The organism is Allobosea sp. CER48, assembly GCF_044752385.1.
Taxonomy (GTDB): Bacteria; Pseudomonadota; Alphaproteobacteria; order Rhizobiales; family Beijerinckiaceae; genus Allobosea.
This window is the reverse complement of sequence record NZ_JBIWYK010000018.1, coordinates 1-16,124: the sequence shown is the minus strand read 5'-3', so window position 1 is coordinate 16,124 and position 16,124 is coordinate 1. Positions and strand designations below refer to the sequence as shown.

Below are 16,124 nucleotides of genomic sequence, written 5' to 3'. Positions count from 1 at the left end.
TCCGCCCGGCCCGGCGAGGCCGGACTCGTCCTGACGTTCATCAAGGAACTGGCGGAGTACGAGAAGCTGCTGCACGAGGTGGTCGCGACAGAGGCCGAGATCGACGCGGCGCTGTTCGGGCCGAATCCGAAGACCTTCTGCGATATCGCCGAATGGGACGGCGAACCGGTCGGTTTTGCCGTGTGGTTCTACACCTATTCGACCTTCTCCGGCCGCCATGGCATCTGGCTGGAGGACCTGTATGTGCGCCCCGGCCAGCGCGGGCGCGGCATCGGCAAGGGGTTGATCGCGGGGCTGGCGCGGCGTTGCGTCGCAGAGAAGCTGCCGCGCCTGGCCTGGTGGGTGCTGAACTGGAACGAGCCTTCGCGCGTTTTCTATCGCTCGATCGGTGCCAAGGCGCAGGACGAGTGGACGGTGAAGAGGCTGGAGGGCGAGGCGCTCAGGCGATTGGGCGCGGAGGGTTGACGACATGACGAAGCGCCCGATCGTGGTGATCGCGGCTGTTGCCGACAACAACGTGATCGGCGACGATAACCGGCTGATCTGGCGGCTCAGGACCGATCTCAAGCGCTTTCGCGGCCTGACGATGGGCCGTCCCGTGCTGATGGGGCGAAAGACCTTTCTCTCGATCGGAAAGCCGCTTCCGGGGCGCGAGATCATCGTATTGACGCGCGATACCGGCTTCGCGCCCGACGGAGTCAGGGTCGTGCATTCGCTCGACGAGGCGCTGGCCGCCGGCCAGGACGTCGCAGCGAAGAGCGGAGCGGATTCGGTCACGGTCGCCGGTGGTGCGGAGGTGTATCGGCAGGCGCTGCCTTTCGCCGAACGGCTCGAGCTCACGCACGTCCATGCCAAGCCCGCTGGCGACGCGCTTTTTCCGGACTGGGAACGCGGCGCCTTTGACGCCGGAGCGAACGAGCACCACCCGGCAGATGCGGACAACGAGTATCCCTATACCTTCGTCACCTACCGCCGGCGCGGCTGATCGCCGCTTTCCGTTCACGATGAATGGCTTGCGCCGTTGACGAATCCATGGCCCATGACCAACTCAGCCCAGCGTCTTCGGCCGAAGACGCTGACAAGCGGCCGCTATTCGCCTATGGCTCGGCCTCGATAGAACGGAAGGGAACGGCTCGGGAATGCCTTGGAGCAATCAGAGCGGCGGTGGCAGCGGCGGGGGTGGACCCTGGGGCCAGCGCGGAGGTAGCGGCGGAGGCGGCCCCTGGGGCGGCGGTTCAGGCGGAGGCAACGGCAATCCGCCCGATCTCGAGGAGATTCTGCGGCGCAGCCAGGACCGGCTGAAGAACCTGGTCCCGGGCGGCAATATCGGCGGGCGCGGCCTCGTGCTCGGCCTGCTGGCGCTCGTGCTGATCTGGCTCGGCTCCGGCATTTATTTCGTGCGGCCCAACGAGGTCGGCCTCAACGTCGTGTTCGGCCGCTTCGCGGGCAAGACCGGCGAGGGCGCCAACTGGAACTGGCCTTATCCGATCGGCAACGTGATCAAGCCGCAGGTGACGAACGTGATCACCACCGAGGTCGGCTTCCGTACGGTCGAGGCCGTGCGCACCTCGCGCCAGACCGACGTCACCGAAGAGAGCCTGATGCTCACCGGTGACGAGAACATCGTCGACATCGATTTCATCGTGCAGTGGCAGATCGACCCTGCCGCGCCCGAGAACTACGTCTTCAACATCCAGGATCCGGCCGGCACCGTGAAGGCGGTTGCCGAGAGCGCGATGCGCGAGATCATCGGCCGTCGCAACATCCAGCCGGTGCTCACCACCGATCGCGGCGCGATCGAGACCGAGGTGCGCCAGCTGATGCAGGAGACCCTCAACGGCTACAATGCCGGCGTGCAGATCCGCCTCGTCCAGTTGCAGAAGGTCGACCCGCCGCAGCAGGTCATCGACGCCTTCCGCGACGTCCAGGCGGCGCGCGCCGACCAGGAGCGCCTGCGCAATGAGGCGCAGACCTATGCAAACCGCGTCGTGCCGGAATCGCGTGGCCGGGCGGCCCAGCTCGTCCAGGCGGCGGAAGCCTTCAAGGAGCAGACCGTCGCCGAAGCGCGCGGTCAGGCGAGCCGCTTCAGCGCGGTCTATGAGCAGTACAAGAACGCTCCGGCCGTGACGCGCGAGCGTCTCTTCCTGGAGACGATGGAACGCGTGATGGGCGGTACCGACAAGATCATCCTCGACAATCCCTCCGGCGGACCGGGCGTGGTGCCATACCTGCCGCTCGACCAGCTGAACTCGGGCCGACCGGTCCAAGGCAACCGCCAGCAGGGAGGGGCCAACCGATGAACGGCTCCTTCCTTCGCGCGGCGCTGCTGGTCGTCGTCGCCGCCGTCGCAGTCGTGCTCTATGCCTGCACCTTCGTGGTCTCGCAGACGCAGTCGGCGATCGTACTCCGGCTCGGCGCCGTGCGCGCGGTCAAGACGGCGCCCGGCCTCTACTTCAAGTGGTTCGCGCCAATCGAGACGGTGACGCTGCTCGACAACCGCATCCTCGATCTCGACCTGCCGGCGCAGGAAATCATCGCCTCGGACCAGAAGCGTCTCGTGGTCGATGCCTTCACGCGCTATCGCATCTCCGATCCGCTGCGCTTCTACCAGGCGGTCAACAACATCCCGCGGGCCAACTCGCAGCTCGCCTCGATCGTGAACGGCAATGTCCGCTCGGTGCTGGCGGAAGCAACCTTTACGGCGATGGTGCGCACCGAGCGCTCGCGGCTGATGAACCGCATCCGCGACGACGTGAACCGCGAGGCCGCCCGCTTCGGCATGACCGTCGTCGATGTCCGGCTGCGGCGCGTCGATCTGCCGGCGGCGAACTCGGCAGCGGTGTTCCAGCGGATGCAGACCGAACGTCAGCGCGAGGCGGCGGAAGCACGCGCGCTCGGCGGCCAGCAGGCGCAGGAGATCCGCGCGCGGGCCGACAGGGACGCAACCGTCGTCGTCGCCGAGGCCCAGCAGCGCTCGGACGTGATCCGCGGCGAGGGCGAGGCCGAACGCAACAAGGTCTTCGCCGAAGTCTTCGGCAAGGATCCGGAGTTCTTCTCCTTCTACCGCTCGATGCAGGCCTATGAGGCGAGCATCAAGCCGGGAGATACCCGGATGGTCCTGACGCCGGATTCGCCGTTCTTCCGTTACTTCAACGGACCGAATGCGCAGCGTCAGGATGGCCAGGCCGCCGCTCCGGCGACGCCTGCAACGCCTGCGCCGGCCCGGCCCTGATCATGGCGAGCGACGCGAATGCTTGATTTTGTCGCGGCGCTCGGCCTGGTCTTCGCTATCGAGGGCATCCTCTTCGCCGCAATCCCGCATCTGGCGAAGGATGCCCTCCGCAGCGCGGCGGAAACTCCGCCGGACCGGATGCGGCTCATCGGTCTCGGCTCGGCGGTGCTGGGCGTGTTCCTGGTATGGTTCGCGCGCGGCAGCTGGTAGAATAACAGGGCGGCCACATGATCGTGTTCGATGACATGATCGTGCGTCGCCCTTCTGCCGCATTTCGGAGTTCAATCAACGGGCGCGCCTGCCTGCATCGATCGGCCCGCACCTTTCCGACACGAGGACCCATATGGCATCGAAAACCGTTCCCGCAGCCCGGCCTGTCCGCATCGCTCTTGCCGCCGGTGTCGCCGGCCTTGCGCTGCTGGCCTCGCCGGTGCTGACGCCGGGGCATGCGCAGGCCAACACACCGCTGCTGCAAGGGCAGACCTCGCTCGCCGACCTTGTCGACAAGGTCATGCCGGCGGTGGTCAACATCTCGGCAGTCACCACCAACGATCAGAAGGGCCGCAACCTGCCGCAGCTGCCGCAGCTCGGCCCCGATACGCCCTTCGGCGATCTGTTCGAGGAGTTCTTCAACCGCCGCAACCAGCAGGGCGAGCGTCAGGCGCCGCAGCAGCGCCGATCGCAGTCGGCCGGTTCCGGCTTCGTCGTCGATCCGTCGGGTATCGTGGTCACCAACAACCACGTCATCGGCGACGCCAACGAGATCACGGTGATCTTCAACGATGGCCTGCGGCTGAAGGCCGAGGTGATCGGCAAGGACAGCAAGGTCGACCTCGCCGTGCTGCGCGTGAAGCACGACAAGCCTCTGCCGGCGGTCAAGTTCGGCGATTCCGACAAGATGCGGATCGGCGACCCGGTCATGGCGATCGGCAACCCGTTCGGCCTCGGCGGCTCGGTCTCGTCGGGCATCGTCTCGGCCCGCAACCGCGACATCAGCCAGGGCCCGTACGACACCTATATCCAGACCGACGCAGCCATCAACAAGGGCAACTCCGGTGGCCCGCTGTTCAACATGGCAGGCGAGGTCATCGGCATCAACACCGCGATCCTGTCGCCGACCGGTGGTTCGGTCGGCATCGGCTTCGCGGTGCCCTCGACGCTGGCGACCAATGTCGTCGACCAGCTCAAGGAGTTCGGCGAGACCCGGCGCGGCTGGCTCGGCGTGCGCATCCAGACGGTCGATGACGCCACCGCCGAGGCATTGGGCCTGGGCACGGCGCGCGGCGCTCTCGTCGCCGGCATCGACGAGAAGGGACCGGCCAAGCCGGCCGGTCTCGAGACCGGCGACGTCATCGTCAAGTTCGACGGCAAGGACGTGAAGGATTCGCGCGATCTGCCGCGCATCGTCGCGGCGACCCCTGTCGGCAAGGACGTGCCGATCGCGGTGATCCGCAAGGGCAAGGAAGAAATCAAGACGGTCAAGCTCGGCCGTCTCGAGGATGGCGAGAAGGTTCAGACGGCTGCGGCCAACAGGCCGACGGCCGAGCCCGCGAAGCCTGCCGTGACCGCCGCGCTCGGCCTCGAGTTCTCCCCGCAGACGGACGAGCTCAGGAAGCGCTATTCGATCAAGGACGGTCTGAAGGGCGTGGTCATCACCAAGGTCGACGCCAACTCGAACGCCGCCGACAAGCGCATCCTCGTCGGCGAGCTTATCGTCGAGGTCGGCCAGGAGCCGGTGAACGCGCCGCAGGATGTGACAAAGCGCCTCGACGCTCTCAAGAAGGAGGGCAAGAAATCTGCCCTCCTGCTCGTTTCGAACGGCCAGGGCGAGGTTCGCTTCGTCGCCGTTTCGATGAACTGAGACGCTCGACATCTTCAGAATGCCGAGGGCGGCCCGCCAGGGCCGCCCTTTTTCATGCCGGGACTGCAGAACGGCGGCGTGCTGGGCGCTCTGGCGCGGTGCGCTTGATCAGGGCTAGAGCTCCAAGATGCGGCTCCGGACGTCGGGGTGCCCGGAGAGAGCGATGAAGATCAGCGACATTCCATTCGTCACCACCGACTGGTCGACGATTCCGACCGAGCGGCATGCCGGCGACAGCGGCGAAGCGATCTGGCGCGTGCAGTATTTCGGGCCTGAGGAGAACCGCATCCGCGTCCGCATGGTCGAGTACTCGCCCGGCTACGTCGCGGACCACTGGTGCTCCAAGGGGCACATCATCCTGTGTCTGGAAGGCGAGATGGAGACCACGCTCGCCGACGGGCGCGTGCTGCCGCTGAAGTCGGGCATGAGCTACCAGGTTGCGGATGGAGCCGAAGCTCATCGCTCCGCGACGAAGACCGGCGCCAAGCTCTTCATCGTAGACTGATCAGGCGCGGACGATCTCGCTGCCGGTGTAGCCCTGGGCATAGAGCAGCGCGGTGAGATCGGCATGGTCGAGCCTGGCGTCCGCTGCGGAAGCGACAGCCGGTTTGGCGCGGAAGGCGATGCCGAGCCCCGCTTCGCCAAGCATGGCGAGGTCGTTGGCGCCGTCGCCCACCGCGAGCGTCTGCTCCGGTGCCAACTTGAGGCGAGCGCGCAGCTCGACCAGCGCGTCTAGCTTGGCCTGCTTGCCGAGAATCGGATTGGAGACCTCGCCGCGCAGGATTCCGCCATCGGCCAGCAGAATGTTGGAACGGTGCTCGTCGAAGCCGATCGTCGCGCTGATCGGGCCGGTGAACACGGTGAAGCCGCCCGAGACGAGCGCGGTATAGGAGCCGTTGGCGCGCATGGTGCGGACGAGCGCGCTCCCGCCTGGCGTCAGCGTGATGTGGTCCCGGATGATCTCGTCGACGACCGAGAGGGGCACGCCCTTCAGCAGCGCGACGCGTTCGCGCAGCGCCGGCTCGAACTCGATCTCGCCGCGCATGGCGCGCTCGGTGATCGCGGCGACATGCTCCTTCAGCCCGACGACCGCCGCGAGCTCGTCGATGCATTCCTGGCCGATCATCGTCGAGTCCATGTCGGCGAGGAACAGCGCCTTGCGGCGTGTCGCCGCCGGCTGGACGATGACGTCGATCGGAGCCCCCTCTAGCACTGCACGAACATCGGCTTCGAGCTTGCGTGCATCGGCGGCTTCCGCGAAGAGGTCGGCAGCGACCGTGCCGTCGAGCGGGGCGGTGCGGACGGCGCCCGGAATGCGGGCGAGGCGGGCAAGAAGAGTCTCGCCGACCAGCGCCTGGCCGTGGGCGGAAACGAGTGTGGCGACGAGCATGCGAGGACCGGTGGATCAGGCTGAAGGACAGGTCAGGGCGGTGCTCATCGCAGGTCCGACCGCCAGCGGCAAGTCCGCACTGGCGATCGAGATCGCGCGCCGGACCGGCGGCACCGTGGTCAATGCGGATTCCATGCAGGTCTATGCCGATCTGCGCATCCTGACGGCGCGGCCGAGCGAGGCCGAGGAGGCGATGGTGCCGCACCGCCTCTACGGCCATGTCGACGGTGCCGTGAACTACTCCGCGATGCGCTATGCCGAGGATTTGGCGAAGCTGCTCGACGCGTTGCGGTCAAGCGGCTCGCTGCCGATCCTGGTCGGTGGCACCGGGCTCTATTTCAAGGCCGTGACCGAGGGCTTCTCGGCGATGCCGGCGGTGCCCGACGACGTGCGGACTTCGTTCCGCGCTCATGCCGACGGGCTCGATACGGTTGCGCTGCATGCCGAGCTTGCTGCCAGCGATCCGCTGATGGCCGAGCGGCTGCGGCCGAGCGATCGGATGCGGATCATGCGGGCGCTCGAGATCTTCCGCGCGACGGGGCGTTCGCTGGCGAGCTTCCACGGTGAACGCGAGCCGGGGCCACTGGGCGAGGGCGGGCTGCTCCGGCTGTTCATCCAGCCGGAGCGCGAGCTCGTCCGGCAGCAGATCGACCGGCGCTTCGAGACGATGATCGCGGCAGGTGCCCTCGATGAAGTCGCGCGGCTGAAGGCGCGCGGGCTCGACCCGCTGCTGCCGATCATGCGCGCCCATGGCGTGCCCGGGCTGATCGCCCATCTCGATGGCGAGATGTCGCTGGACGACGCGATCCGGCGCGGACAGGCCGATACGCGCGCCTATGCCAAGCGGCAGGTGACGTGGTTCCGTCATCAGATGACGGGGTGGCGGGCAGTCGCGCCCGCCGAGGCGCTGAAGACTGCCTGCGCGGAACTTGCGATCTGATCAGGCCGCCGCCGCGACGGCTTCCGGCGGCGCGGCAAGGCCCAGCCGGTTGCGGCCTTCATTCTTGGCCCGGTAGAGCGCCTGGTCGGCACGCGCCGTCAGCGAGGCAAGGGACTCGCCGGCGTGGCGCGCGGCGATGCCGAGGCTCGCGGTCACGTTCAGCGCGAGCGTCTCGGAGACCGGCATGGAACGGGTCAGGAGCGCATCCTGAATCTGGCGTGCGCTCGCTGCCGCGGAGGCGAGGTCGCAGCCTTGCAGCAGGATACCGAACTCCTCGCCGCCAAACCGGCCGACGAGATTGTGCTCGTTGCGGAACTGGCCGAGCAGTAGGTCGGCGAAGGCGCGGATCACGGCATCGCCGGCCGGATGGCCGTAGCTGTCGTTGACCTGCTTGAAATGATCGAGGTCGACGATGATCAGCGCGATCTCGGACCCTTCGGCTTCGCTCGCCGTGATCGCGGCATTCGCCTTCTCGGTGAAGGAGCGGCGATTGAGCAGAGCTGTCAGCGGGTCGGTTTCCGCCAGGCGGCGAAGTTCGCGCTCGCGCTCTTCCCGGTGCCCGATCTCCTCGGACAGCGCCCGGCGCGTCGCCCGCTCCCGGCCGATCTCCAGTGCCAGCGTCGCGGCGCGCGACTGCAGGGTCTGGTTCGCGACGGTCAGGTCTGTGATGTCGGTGAGCGTCAGCAGGAGCCCGTCGCCGAGCGGCGCGATGGCGATGCGCAGCCAGATGGTCTTGCCCTGCTGGGTGAAGGAGGTCTCCAGCATGTCCGCGCGCTGAAGGCTCATCGCATAGAGGCAGCGCTGCCAGATCATGGGATCGGAAAGGAAGGGCAGGCTCTCGCGCCCGTCCGTGTCGAGCAGCTCGATATCCGGGCGGCCGCTGAGCTCGGAGGCGCGGCGATTGGCGGTGACGATCACGACCTGCTCGATGCGGTTGGCATGGTCGCGGATGGCGCGCAGCGCCACGATCCCGCTGGGCGAGGTTTCGAGCACGGCGTTCAGCAGATCCTCACGGAACTGCAGCGGCCGGCTGAAGGCGATGACGAAGCGGCGACCGTCGCGCGCGATGGTCGGCAGGAGAAGGCGCTCCCAGAGCGCGACCCGCACCGTGCTGTGCGATCGATGCACGGTGTAGAGGGGCCGGTCCTCGACCAGGGCCTGGTCGAGGCTGCCGATCGTGAAGCGGGCGACTTGCGGGCGCATCCCGGAGACGAGCTGGCCGAGGCGGGTCGCGCCGGAGTAGCGCACGATCTCCCGGCCGAAATGCAGCCAGCGATAATCGCCGTCGCCGGTCGGCTCCAGGATCATCAGATCCTTACCGAACAGGGGGAGCAGCTCGGCGGCGAGCTCTTCATAGGCAACCGAGCCGTCCCCGCGTCCGTGCAGGGAAAACCTCTGCAGGATCTCGGCGATCTGCGTGGCGTGGCTGCGTGCCGCGATGTTCTCGCTGTGGACTTCGTAGTACATGTCCGTCCCGGTTCGAGCGCGCGGATACTAGGGAGCGACGGATTGAAAAATCGTTCCGCTGCGGCACCGGATTCGCGGGGGTTCCGCAGAGCTGCGATTAACCATGTCGTTGCCGCTTGACCGGCGGGGCACTCTCCGCTAGCGTTCCCGCAACTTCCGCCAAGGACCATGAGCGCGATGCGCAAGCTTATTATCGTAGAGGTGCGCTGGTAGGGGCCGGTTTAACAACCGGGCGTCCCCGACGCCAGCGCACGCCCAGGCCCCTCCGAGGGCCTTTTTTATTGCCTGAATTCCAAGACAGACCAGAAGATCAGCCTCAGGAGAGCGTAATGAGCGAGATGATGACCGGCGCCGAGATGGTCGTCCGCGCGCTTCAGGACCAGGGTGTCGAGCACCTGTTCGGTTATCCGGGCGGCGCCGTACTCCCGATCTACGACGCCATCTTCCAGCAGGAGAAAGTCAAGCACGTGCTCGTCCGGCACGAGCAGGGCGCGGTCCACGCCGCCGAGGGCTACGCCCGTTCCGGCGCCGGCAAGGTCGGCTGCGTGCTCGTCACCTCCGGCCCGGGCGCGACCAATGCCGTGACCGGCCTGACCGACGCGCTGCTCGACTCGATCCCGCTCGTCGTGATCACCGGCCAGGTGCCGACGCATCTGATCGGCTCCGACGCCTTCCAGGAATGCGATACGGTCGGCATCACCCGCTCCTGTACCAAGCACAACTACCTGGTGAAGAGCATCCACGACCTGCCGCGCATCCTGCACGAGGCGTTCTATGTCGCCGCGAACGGGCGTCCGGGCCCGGTCGTGATCGACATCCCCAAGGACATCCAGTTCGCGACCGGCACCTACAGCCGCCCGCGCGACAACCAGCACAAGACCTATCGCCCGGTGGTCAAGGGCGACCTCGCCAAGATCAAGGCGGCGGTCGAGCTGATCGCCGGCGCCAAGAAGCCGGTGTTCTACACCGGCGGCGGCGTCATCAATTCCGGGCCGCATGCATCGGCGCTGCTGCGCGAGCTGGCGCGCCTCACCGGCTACCCGGTCACCTCGACGCTGATGGGGCTCGGCGCATTCCCGGCGGCCGACAAGCAGTGGCTCGGCATGCTCGGCATGCACGGAACCTACGAGGCGAACCTCGCCATGCATGACTGCGACGTCATGATCAATATCGGCGCGCGCTTCGACGACCGCATCACCGGCCGCATCGACGGCTTCTCGCCGCGCTCGAAGAAGATCCATATCGACATCGACCCGTCCTCGATCAACAAGACGGTCAAGGTCGATATCGGCATCGTCGGCGACTGCGCCCATGTGCTCGAGGACATGGTCCGGATCTGGCGCGAGACCGGCGCGCAGGTCGACAAGACCGCGCTCGCCGCCTGGTGGACGCAGATCGAGGGCTGGCGCGGCCGCAAGAGCCTCGCTTACAAGCACTCGGACACGATCATCAAGCCGCAATACGCCATCGAGCGGCTCTACCAGCTGACCAAGGATCGCGATCCCTACATCACGACCGAAGTCGGCCAGCACCAGATGTGGGCGGCGCAGCACTTTCACTTCCAGGAGCCGAACCGCTGGATGACCTCGGGCGGGCTCGGAACCATGGGCTACGGCCTGCCGGCGGCGATCGGCGTGCAGATGAAGAACCCGAAGGCTCTGGTCATCGACATCGCCGGCGAGGCCTCGATCCTGATGAACATGCAGGAGATGTCGACGGCGGTGCAGTACCGCCTGCCGGTGAAGATCTTCATCCTCAACAACGAGTACATGGGCATGGTGCGCCAGTGGCAGGAGCTGCTGCATGGCGGACGCTACTCGGAGAGCTATTCGCAGTCCCTGCCGGACTTCGTGAAGCTGGCCGAGGCCTATGGCGGCCATGGCATCCGCTGCGACGACCCGGCCAAGCTCGACGACGCGATCATGGAGATGATCGACACGCCGAAGCCGGTGATCTTCGACTGCATCGTCGCCAAGGAAGAGAACTGCTTCCCGATGATCCCGTCGGGCAAGGCCCATAACGAGATGATCCTGCCCGATTTCGAGGGCGACACCGGACAGATCATCGACGCCAAGGGCAAGCAGCTCGTCTGAGGTCGAATCCTGTAGCCGTCATCCCGGACAGGCCGCAGCAGCGATCCGATCCGGGATCCATTCCCGAACCGTTCCGGAATGGATCCCGGGTGTCCGCTTCTCTGCGCGCCCGGAATGACCTAGAGAAATGGGCTAGGACATCATGGCCACCATCGGTCTGATCGGCGGGATGAGCTGGGAGTCGACCGCCGTCTACTACCGGCTGCTGAACGAGGGCGTGCGGGCACGTGCGGGCGGGCTGCACTCGGCCGACCTGTTGCTGCATTCGGTCGACTTCGCACCGATCGCCGAGATGCAGGCGCAGGGCGACTGGGCGGCAGCGGGGGCCGTGCTGGCCGAGAGCGGGCGCCGGCTGGAGCGCGCCGGCGCTTCCTGCCTCGTGCTCTGCACCAACACGATGCACAAGGTCGCCGACCAGATCACCGGCGCGACCAGGCTGCCTTTCCTGCATCTCGCCGATGTGACGGCTCGCGCGATCCTGGTTTCCGGCGCGCGCCGGCCGCTCTTGCTGGCGACGCGCTTCACCATGGAACAGGCCTTCTATCGCGACCGGCTCAGGGCTTTCGGCGTCGAGGCTCTGGTTCCGGAGCCGCAGGAGCGGGACGAGGTGCATCGCATCATCTACGAGGAGCTCTGCCGCGGCCGCGTCGAACCGGCCTCGCGCGAGCGCTACCGTGCCGTCGTCGAACGGGCGGTGCGGGAGGAGGGCGCCGACGGCGTCATCCTCGGCTGCACGGAGATCACGCTGCTGGTCTCGCAGGCGGACTTCCCGGTCCCGGTCTTCGACACCACTGCGCTGCATGTCGCGGCGGCGCTTGATTTCGCCAGCGAAACCGAGAGCGTGGCGGCATGAAGCTGCTCATCGGCAACAAATGCTACTCGTCCTGGTCGCTGCGGGCCTGGCTGCTGATGCGGGTCAAGGGCATCTGCTTCACCGAGAAACTGATCCCGCTCGACGAGCCCGGCTTCAAGGCCGCGATCGAGGCCGCGGCTCCGGGCAGCGGCGGCACCGTGCCGACGCTGATCGACGGGGATGTGGCCGTCTGGGAGACGCTCGCCATCTGCGAGTATCTGCATGACGCCCATCCCGAGGCCGGGATCTGGCCGCGGGGGCGGGAAGCGCGCGCCCATGCGCGCGCCATTTCCGGCGAGATGCATGCAGGCTTCACGGCACTGCGCAGTGCCTGCCCGATGAATATCGGCAAGCGCTTCCCGGCCCGCGACAGGGGGCCGGGCGTCGCCCGCGACGTCGAGCGCATCACCGCGCTCTGGCGCCAGGCGCGCGAGCGCTTCGGCGGGGAAGGGCCTTTCCTGTACGGAGCCTTCTCGGCGGCGGACGCTATGTATGCGCCGGTGGTCACTCGCCTCGACACCTACGGCATCGCCGTCGATCCGGCCTCGCAGGATTACATGCGGGCCGTTCTCGCGATGCCCGCCTATCGCGAATGGCTTGCCGCCGCGCTCGACGAGTCCTGGATCGTAGCCCAGGACGAGATCGACGAACCCGCGCTCGTCGATCTCCGCCATTCCTGAGCTTTCCTCTCATCGTCTTCCGCTCCAACCCGCCTACAGGTCCGTCATGTCGAAGCCCGCTACCCACTACCCGAACGCTCCGAAGTCCCAGCCCGTCGCGCGCCACACCCTGGCGGTGATCGTCGACAACGAACCGGGCGTTCTTGCCCGCATCGCGGGGCTGTTCTCGGGGCGCGGCTACAACATCGAGAGCCTTACCGTTTCCGAGACCGAGCATGAGAAGCATCTCTCGCGCATCACGGTCGTGACCTCGGGCACCGCCAGCGTCATCGACCAGATCAAGGCGCATCTCGACCGGCTGGTGCCCGTCCATCGCGTTGTCGACCTGACCGAGCAGGGTGAGGCGCTGGAACGAGAGCTCGCGCTGGTCAAGGTCGTCGGCAAGGGCGACCACCGCGTCGAGGCGATGCGCCTGGCCTCTGCCTTCGGCGCGCGCACGCTCGACGCCTCGCTGACCTCCTTCGTCTTCGAGCTGACCGGCTCGACCGAGGAGATCGAGCGCTTCATCAAGCTGATGACGGTGGTCGGCCTGACCGAAGTCTCCCGCACCGGCATCGCCGCGATGAGCCGCGGCCCCGAGGCGATGTGACCATGGCGTTCAGGCCCGAAACGCTCAGCCTGATCGCGCTCGGGCTCGGCCTTGTCGGCTTCGCCTGCCTGGCCGGGCCGGTGCTCATGCGCCTGACCGGGCGGGCGCAGGGCGAGCCGCTCGGCAGCGGCAAGAGCATGCGCTCGCCGCTGTGGTGGACGGGCTTCCTGCTGACGGTCGCCGCGATCGTCCTGCAGCGGATGGCGAGCCAGCAGGGCGGCTGAGCCTCAGCCGCTGAAGCCGCCCTTGTCGAGGAAGGCCTTCTCCAGCGGCGTCGTGTCGCGTCCCAGCACCGGGTTGCGGTGGGGAAAGCGGCCGAAGTCGCGGATGATGTCGCGGTGAATCTCGGCGTATCTCACGCCTTCGGGATCGGCCGCTGCAGCGCAGAGCGCGATGCAGCGCTCCTGATGCACGAGCTCCTCGGAGTGCATGAAGGGCATATAGAAGAAGCGCTTCTCCGGCGCCTCATAGGCTCCGTCGAATCCGCGTGCGATAGCACGCTCGGCCACCCCGACGGCTGTGGCGTCCGTGGCGAAGGCGCGCGCGCTGCCGCGGAACATGTTGCGCGGGAACTGGTCGAGCAGGATCAGCAACGCGTAGACGCCCTCCGGCGCGGCTTCCCAGGCGCCGAGCTGGCCGGCCGCCGCAGCCTCATGCGCGGCCAGGAAACGGCGCGTGATCTCGGCATCGAACGCCTCGTCCTTGGCGAACCATTTATCGGGGCCGGCCTCACGCCAGAAGGCAACGACATCGGCGGCGCTGGGCAGGGTCATGGACGGCTCCGTTCTTCAGGCGATCGAGCCCGAGAGATAATTCTTCCATCGTCTGCCGCCAGCCCGAAAATCGCTTGCTCGCTCTGTGCGGCTGGGCTAGATGACGGAACCGTAACGTACGGTACTGGATACCCCGAGCCCATGACGCAGCCCCCGGCAGAGACGCAAGGCGAGGCGCTCACAGCGCGCCAGCAGGCCGTGCTCGACGCCGTGCTGAGCCTGATGGTCGAGAAGGGCAGCGGCCTCACCATGACGGCGGTGGCCCGGCGCGCGAGCTGCTCCAAGGAAACGCTGTACAAGTGGTTCGGCGACCGCGACGGCCTGCTGACCGCGACGGTGCAGTGGCAGGCCTCGAAGGTGAGGGCCGGCAACTACGACAGGCAGACTCTCGATGTCGGGACGCTGCGCGAAAGCCTGAAAGGTTTCGCCGCGAACTGGCTGGACGTGATCTCGAGCCCGACCTCGATCGCGCTCAACCGCGTCGCCGTCAGCCAGGCGGCGTCGCGCGACGGCAATCTCGGTTCTATCGTGCTGGCCAATGGCCGCTTCGCCATCGGTGAGCGGCTGAAGCCCGTGCTGGATGCAGGCCGCGAAGCGGGCCTGATCACCTTCGACGATACGGAGACAGCCTTCCGCACCTTCTTCGGCCTCGCCGGCCGCGACGTCCAGATCCGGCTGCTGCTCGGCGATACGCTGACGCTCAGCCGGGCCGAAATCGCGCGCGACGCGGAGCGTGCGACCGAGCAGTTCCTCACCCTCTACGGCACGGCGCAGAACGATCCGGGCCGGAAGACGAACAACGCGTGACAAAGGAGACACCCATGCGCGTCTATTACGATCGTGATGCCGACATCAACCTGATCAAGGGCAAGAAGGTCTGCATCGTCGGCTACGGTTCGCAGGGCCATGCCCATGCGCTCAACCTGCGCGATTCCGGCGTCAAGGAGATCATCATCGCGCTCAAGGCCGGCTCGGCCACGCGCAAGAAGGCCGAAGAGGCCGGCTTCAAGGTGATGACCCCGTCCGAGGCCGCCAAGGTCTCCGACATCATGATGATGCTGACCCCCGACGAGCTGCAGGGCGACATCTATCGTGACGAACTGCACGCCAACATGAAGGAAGGCGCCGCCCTCCTGTTCGCGCACGGCCTCAACGTCCACTTCAACCTGATCGAGCCGCGCAAGGACCTCGATGTGCTGATGGTCGCCCCGAAGGGCCCCGGCCACACCGTCCGCTCCGAGTATCAGCGCGGCGGCGGCGTGCCGACCCTGATCGCGATCCACCAGGACGCGACCGGCAACGCCCATGACCTCGGCCTGTCCTACGCCTCGGCCAATGGCGGCGGCCGCGCCGGCATCATCGAGACGACCTTCAAGGAAGAGTGCGAGACCGATCTCTTCGGCGAGCAGGTCGTGCTTTGCGGCGGCCTCGTCGAGCTGATCAAGGCCGGCTACGAGACGCTGACCGAGGCCGGCTACGCCCCCGAGATGGCCTATTTCGAGTGCCTCCACGAGGTGAAGCTGATCGTCGACCTCATCTATGAGGGCGGCATCGCCAACATGAACTACTCGATCTCGAACACCGCCGAATACGGCGAGTACGTCACCGGCCCGCGGATCATCACCGCCGAGACCAAGGCCGAGATGAAGCGCGTGCTGAGCGACATCCAGTCGGGCAAGTTCACCCGCGACTGGATGCTGGAGAACAAGGTCAACCAGACCTCGTTCAAGGCGACCCGCGCCCGCTACGCCGCTCACCCGATCGAGGAAGTCGGCGCCAAGCTCCGCGACATGATGCCGTGGATCAAGGCCAAGGCCCTGGTCGACAAGTCCAAGAACTGAGCGGTTTCGCTCGGGCTTCCCGCCGGCGTCTTGCCGGCGGGGCTGATCATCGAACGGGCGGTGGCCGAAAGGCCGCCGCCCGTTGCGTTTGAAGCCGGAACTCTGCCGGCGGCCGCGCGTTCCTCTTGCGGTGCATGGCCGAAAGGCCGGCGAAACACCGAGGAGACGGTCATGACGGTCGATACCCGGCCCAGAATGCCCGAAGCGGATCTGGAGAAGCTGCGCGGTGGCGACCCGCTGCCGCCGCTGCGCGCGGATGATCACAGCGACGCAGATCCGGCGGTGGAGACCCCTGTAGAGGCGCGGCAGGGCTTCCTGGGCCGCCCGGTGCTGATGGTCCTGATCGGCGGGTTGATGCTAGCCGTAGTGGCATGGATAGCGGTGGAAATGCTCGTCTACTGACGT

The 16,124-nt window shown here is 66.9% G+C and carries 19 protein-coding genes; 16 read left to right on the top strand and 3 right to left on the bottom strand.

The features are described from left to right. The 7 genes from ACIPIA_RS01750 to ACIPIA_RS01720 form a co-directional block, all read left to right on the top strand. On the top strand, positions 1-465 hold a 465-nt coding region (locus ACIPIA_RS01750), incomplete at its 5' end, for a GNAT family N-acetyltransferase (RefSeq protein WP_400506069.1). A gap of 4 nt (positions 466-469) precedes the next feature. Next, positions 470-985, top strand: coding sequence for a dihydrofolate reductase (locus ACIPIA_RS01745; RefSeq protein WP_400506067.1), 516 nt, complete (start codon positions 470-472; stop codon positions 983-985). A 154-nt stretch (positions 986-1,139) separates the two neighbouring features. After that, positions 1,140-2,300: an FtsH protease activity modulator HflK gene (gene hflK, locus ACIPIA_RS01740; protein ID WP_400506065.1), complete on the top strand. Its 1,161-nt coding sequence runs from the start codon at positions 1,140-1,142 to the stop codon at positions 2,298-2,300. Next, complete coding sequence (gene hflC / locus ACIPIA_RS01735; protein ID WP_400506063.1) at positions 2,297-3,232, top strand: protease modulator HflC; 936 nt, start codon at positions 2,297-2,299, stop codon at positions 3,230-3,232. The genes hflK and hflC overlap by 4 nt, the downstream gene beginning before the upstream one ends. Positions 3,233-3,250: 18 nt before the next feature. Further along, positions 3,251-3,442: a DUF2065 domain-containing protein gene (locus tag ACIPIA_RS01730; RefSeq protein ID WP_400506061.1), complete on the top strand. Its 192-nt coding sequence runs from the start codon at positions 3,251-3,253 to the stop codon at positions 3,440-3,442. Between the two features lie 133 nt (positions 3,443-3,575). Continuing rightward, positions 3,576-5,093, top strand: coding sequence for a DegQ family serine endoprotease (locus ACIPIA_RS01725; protein WP_400506059.1), 1,518 nt, complete (start codon positions 3,576-3,578; stop codon positions 5,091-5,093). Between the two features lie 163 nt (positions 5,094-5,256). Next, on the top strand, positions 5,257-5,598 hold the full coding sequence (locus tag ACIPIA_RS01720; RefSeq protein ID WP_400506057.1) for a DHCW motif cupin fold protein: 342 nt from the start codon (positions 5,257-5,259) through the stop codon (positions 5,596-5,598). Here ACIPIA_RS01720 and serB read toward each other — a convergent pair whose 3' ends face one another. Beyond that, entirely contained in the window at positions 5,599-6,483 is an 885-nt protein-coding gene (serB, locus tag ACIPIA_RS01715) for a phosphoserine phosphatase SerB (RefSeq protein ID WP_400506055.1), read from the bottom strand. Between serB and miaA the strand changes: the two genes are divergently transcribed. Beyond that, the gene (gene miaA / locus ACIPIA_RS01710; protein WP_400506071.1) at positions 6,482-7,423 is read left to right on the top strand and encodes a tRNA (adenosine(37)-N6)-dimethylallyltransferase MiaA; all 942 of its coding nucleotides are present in this window, start codon (positions 6,482-6,484) and stop codon (positions 7,421-7,423) included. The genes serB and miaA overlap by 2 nt on opposite strands. Here the strand turns inward: miaA and ACIPIA_RS01705 are convergent, their stop codons facing one another. Further along, positions 7,424-8,890 (bottom strand): GGDEF domain-containing protein, encoded by a 1,467-nt coding sequence (locus ACIPIA_RS01705; protein WP_400506054.1) that lies wholly within the window; start codon positions 8,888-8,890, stop codon positions 7,424-7,426. Positions 8,891-9,219: 329 nt separating this feature from the next. On the opposite strand from ACIPIA_RS01705, the gene ACIPIA_RS01700 reads away from it, so the two are divergent. The 5 genes from ACIPIA_RS01700 to ACIPIA_RS01680 all read left to right on the top strand — a co-directional run bounded on the left by ACIPIA_RS01700 (position 9,220) and on the right by ACIPIA_RS01680 (position 13,329). Next, entirely contained in the window at positions 9,220-10,983 is a 1,764-nt protein-coding gene (locus tag ACIPIA_RS01700; protein WP_400506052.1) for an acetolactate synthase 3 large subunit, read from the top strand. 142 nt (positions 10,984-11,125) lie between these two features. Then, positions 11,126-11,836 (top strand): aspartate/glutamate racemase family protein, encoded by a 711-nt coding sequence (locus tag ACIPIA_RS01695; protein WP_400506050.1) that lies wholly within the window; start codon positions 11,126-11,128, stop codon positions 11,834-11,836. Then, positions 11,833-12,516 carry a glutathione S-transferase family protein gene (locus ACIPIA_RS01690; RefSeq protein WP_400506048.1) on the top strand — a complete coding sequence of 228 codons (684 nt, stop codon included), beginning with the start codon at positions 11,833-11,835 and terminating at the stop codon, positions 12,514-12,516. Before ACIPIA_RS01695 ends, ACIPIA_RS01690 begins: the two co-directional genes overlap by 4 nt. A gap of 46 nt (positions 12,517-12,562) precedes the next feature. Further along, positions 12,563-13,105 carry an acetolactate synthase small subunit gene (ilvN, locus tag ACIPIA_RS01685; RefSeq protein ID WP_400506046.1) on the top strand — a complete coding sequence of 181 codons (543 nt, stop codon included), beginning with the start codon at positions 12,563-12,565 and terminating at the stop codon, positions 13,103-13,105. A 2-nt stretch (positions 13,106-13,107) separates the two neighbouring features. Then, positions 13,108-13,329: a hypothetical protein gene (locus tag ACIPIA_RS01680; RefSeq protein WP_400506044.1), complete on the top strand. Its 222-nt coding sequence runs from the start codon at positions 13,108-13,110 to the stop codon at positions 13,327-13,329. 3 nt (positions 13,330-13,332) lie between these two features. On the opposite strand, the gene ACIPIA_RS01675 is transcribed toward ACIPIA_RS01680, so the two are convergent. Next, positions 13,333-13,878 carry a DUF924 family protein gene (locus tag ACIPIA_RS01675; protein WP_400506042.1) on the bottom strand — a complete coding sequence of 182 codons (546 nt, stop codon included), beginning with the start codon at positions 13,876-13,878 and terminating at the stop codon, positions 13,333-13,335. A 141-nt stretch (positions 13,879-14,019) separates the two neighbouring features. On the opposite strand from ACIPIA_RS01675, the gene ACIPIA_RS01670 reads away from it, so the two are divergent. The 3 genes from ACIPIA_RS01670 to ACIPIA_RS01660 all read left to right on the top strand — a co-directional run bounded on the left by ACIPIA_RS01670 (position 14,020) and on the right by ACIPIA_RS01660 (position 16,121). Continuing rightward, positions 14,020-14,685, top strand: a complete 666-nt coding sequence (locus tag ACIPIA_RS01670) for a TetR/AcrR family transcriptional regulator C-terminal domain-containing protein (protein WP_400506040.1) — start codon at positions 14,020-14,022, stop codon at positions 14,683-14,685. A gap of 14 nt (positions 14,686-14,699) precedes the next feature. Beyond that, on the top strand, positions 14,700-15,719 hold the full coding sequence (gene ilvC, locus ACIPIA_RS01665; protein ID WP_400506038.1) for a ketol-acid reductoisomerase: 1,020 nt from the start codon (positions 14,700-14,702) through the stop codon (positions 15,717-15,719). A gap of 171 nt (positions 15,720-15,890) precedes the next feature. Continuing rightward, positions 15,891-16,121 carry a hypothetical protein gene (locus ACIPIA_RS01660; RefSeq protein ID WP_400506036.1) on the top strand — a complete coding sequence of 77 codons (231 nt, stop codon included), beginning with the start codon at positions 15,891-15,893 and terminating at the stop codon, positions 16,119-16,121. Positions 16,122-16,124: the final 3 nt, after the last annotated feature.

What these genes read in the sequence shown, in the direction of transcription:
- ACIPIA_RS01700 (WP_400506052.1), top strand. Translation starts at nt 9,220, where the DNA reads ATGAGCGAGATGATGACCGGCGCCGAGATGGTCGTCCGCGCGCTTCAG.
- hflC (WP_400506063.1), top strand. Translation starts at nt 2,297, where the DNA reads ATGAACGGCTCCTTCCTTCGCGCGGCGCTGCTGGTCGTCGTCGCCGCC.
- miaA (WP_400506071.1), top strand. Translation starts at nt 6,482, where the DNA reads ATGCGAGGACCGGTGGATCAGGCTGAAGGACAGGTCAGGGCGGTGCTC.
- ilvC (WP_400506038.1), top strand. Translation starts at nt 14,700, where the DNA reads ATGCGCGTCTATTACGATCGTGATGCCGACATCAACCTGATCAAGGGC.
- ACIPIA_RS01705 (WP_400506054.1), bottom strand. Translation starts at nt 8,890, where the DNA reads ATGTACTACGAAGTCCACAGCGAGAACATCGCGGCACGCAGCCACGCC.
- ACIPIA_RS01660 (WP_400506036.1), top strand. Translation starts at nt 15,891, where the DNA reads ATGACGGTCGATACCCGGCCCAGAATGCCCGAAGCGGATCTGGAGAAG.
- ACIPIA_RS01670 (WP_400506040.1), top strand. Translation starts at nt 14,020, where the DNA reads ATGACGCAGCCCCCGGCAGAGACGCAAGGCGAGGCGCTCACAGCGCGC.
- ilvN (WP_400506046.1), top strand. Translation starts at nt 12,563, where the DNA reads ATGTCGAAGCCCGCTACCCACTACCCGAACGCTCCGAAGTCCCAGCCC.
- ACIPIA_RS01680 (WP_400506044.1), top strand. Translation starts at nt 13,108, where the DNA reads ATGGCGTTCAGGCCCGAAACGCTCAGCCTGATCGCGCTCGGGCTCGGC.
- hflK (WP_400506065.1), top strand. Translation starts at nt 1,140, where the DNA reads ATGCCTTGGAGCAATCAGAGCGGCGGTGGCAGCGGCGGGGGTGGACCC.
- ACIPIA_RS01695 (WP_400506050.1), top strand. Translation starts at nt 11,126, where the DNA reads ATGGCCACCATCGGTCTGATCGGCGGGATGAGCTGGGAGTCGACCGCC.
- ACIPIA_RS01720 (WP_400506057.1), top strand. Translation starts at nt 5,257, where the DNA reads ATGAAGATCAGCGACATTCCATTCGTCACCACCGACTGGTCGACGATT.
- ACIPIA_RS01690 (WP_400506048.1), top strand. Translation starts at nt 11,833, where the DNA reads ATGAAGCTGCTCATCGGCAACAAATGCTACTCGTCCTGGTCGCTGCGG.
- ACIPIA_RS01675 (WP_400506042.1), bottom strand. Translation starts at nt 13,878, where the DNA reads ATGACCCTGCCCAGCGCCGCCGATGTCGTTGCCTTCTGGCGTGAGGCC.
- ACIPIA_RS01725 (WP_400506059.1), top strand. Translation starts at nt 3,576, where the DNA reads ATGGCATCGAAAACCGTTCCCGCAGCCCGGCCTGTCCGCATCGCTCTT.
- serB (WP_400506055.1), bottom strand. Translation starts at nt 6,483, where the DNA reads ATGCTCGTCGCCACACTCGTTTCCGCCCACGGCCAGGCGCTGGTCGGC.
- ACIPIA_RS01745 (WP_400506067.1), top strand. Translation starts at nt 470, where the DNA reads ATGACGAAGCGCCCGATCGTGGTGATCGCGGCTGTTGCCGACAACAAC.
- ACIPIA_RS01730 (WP_400506061.1), top strand. Translation starts at nt 3,251, where the DNA reads ATGCTTGATTTTGTCGCGGCGCTCGGCCTGGTCTTCGCTATCGAGGGC.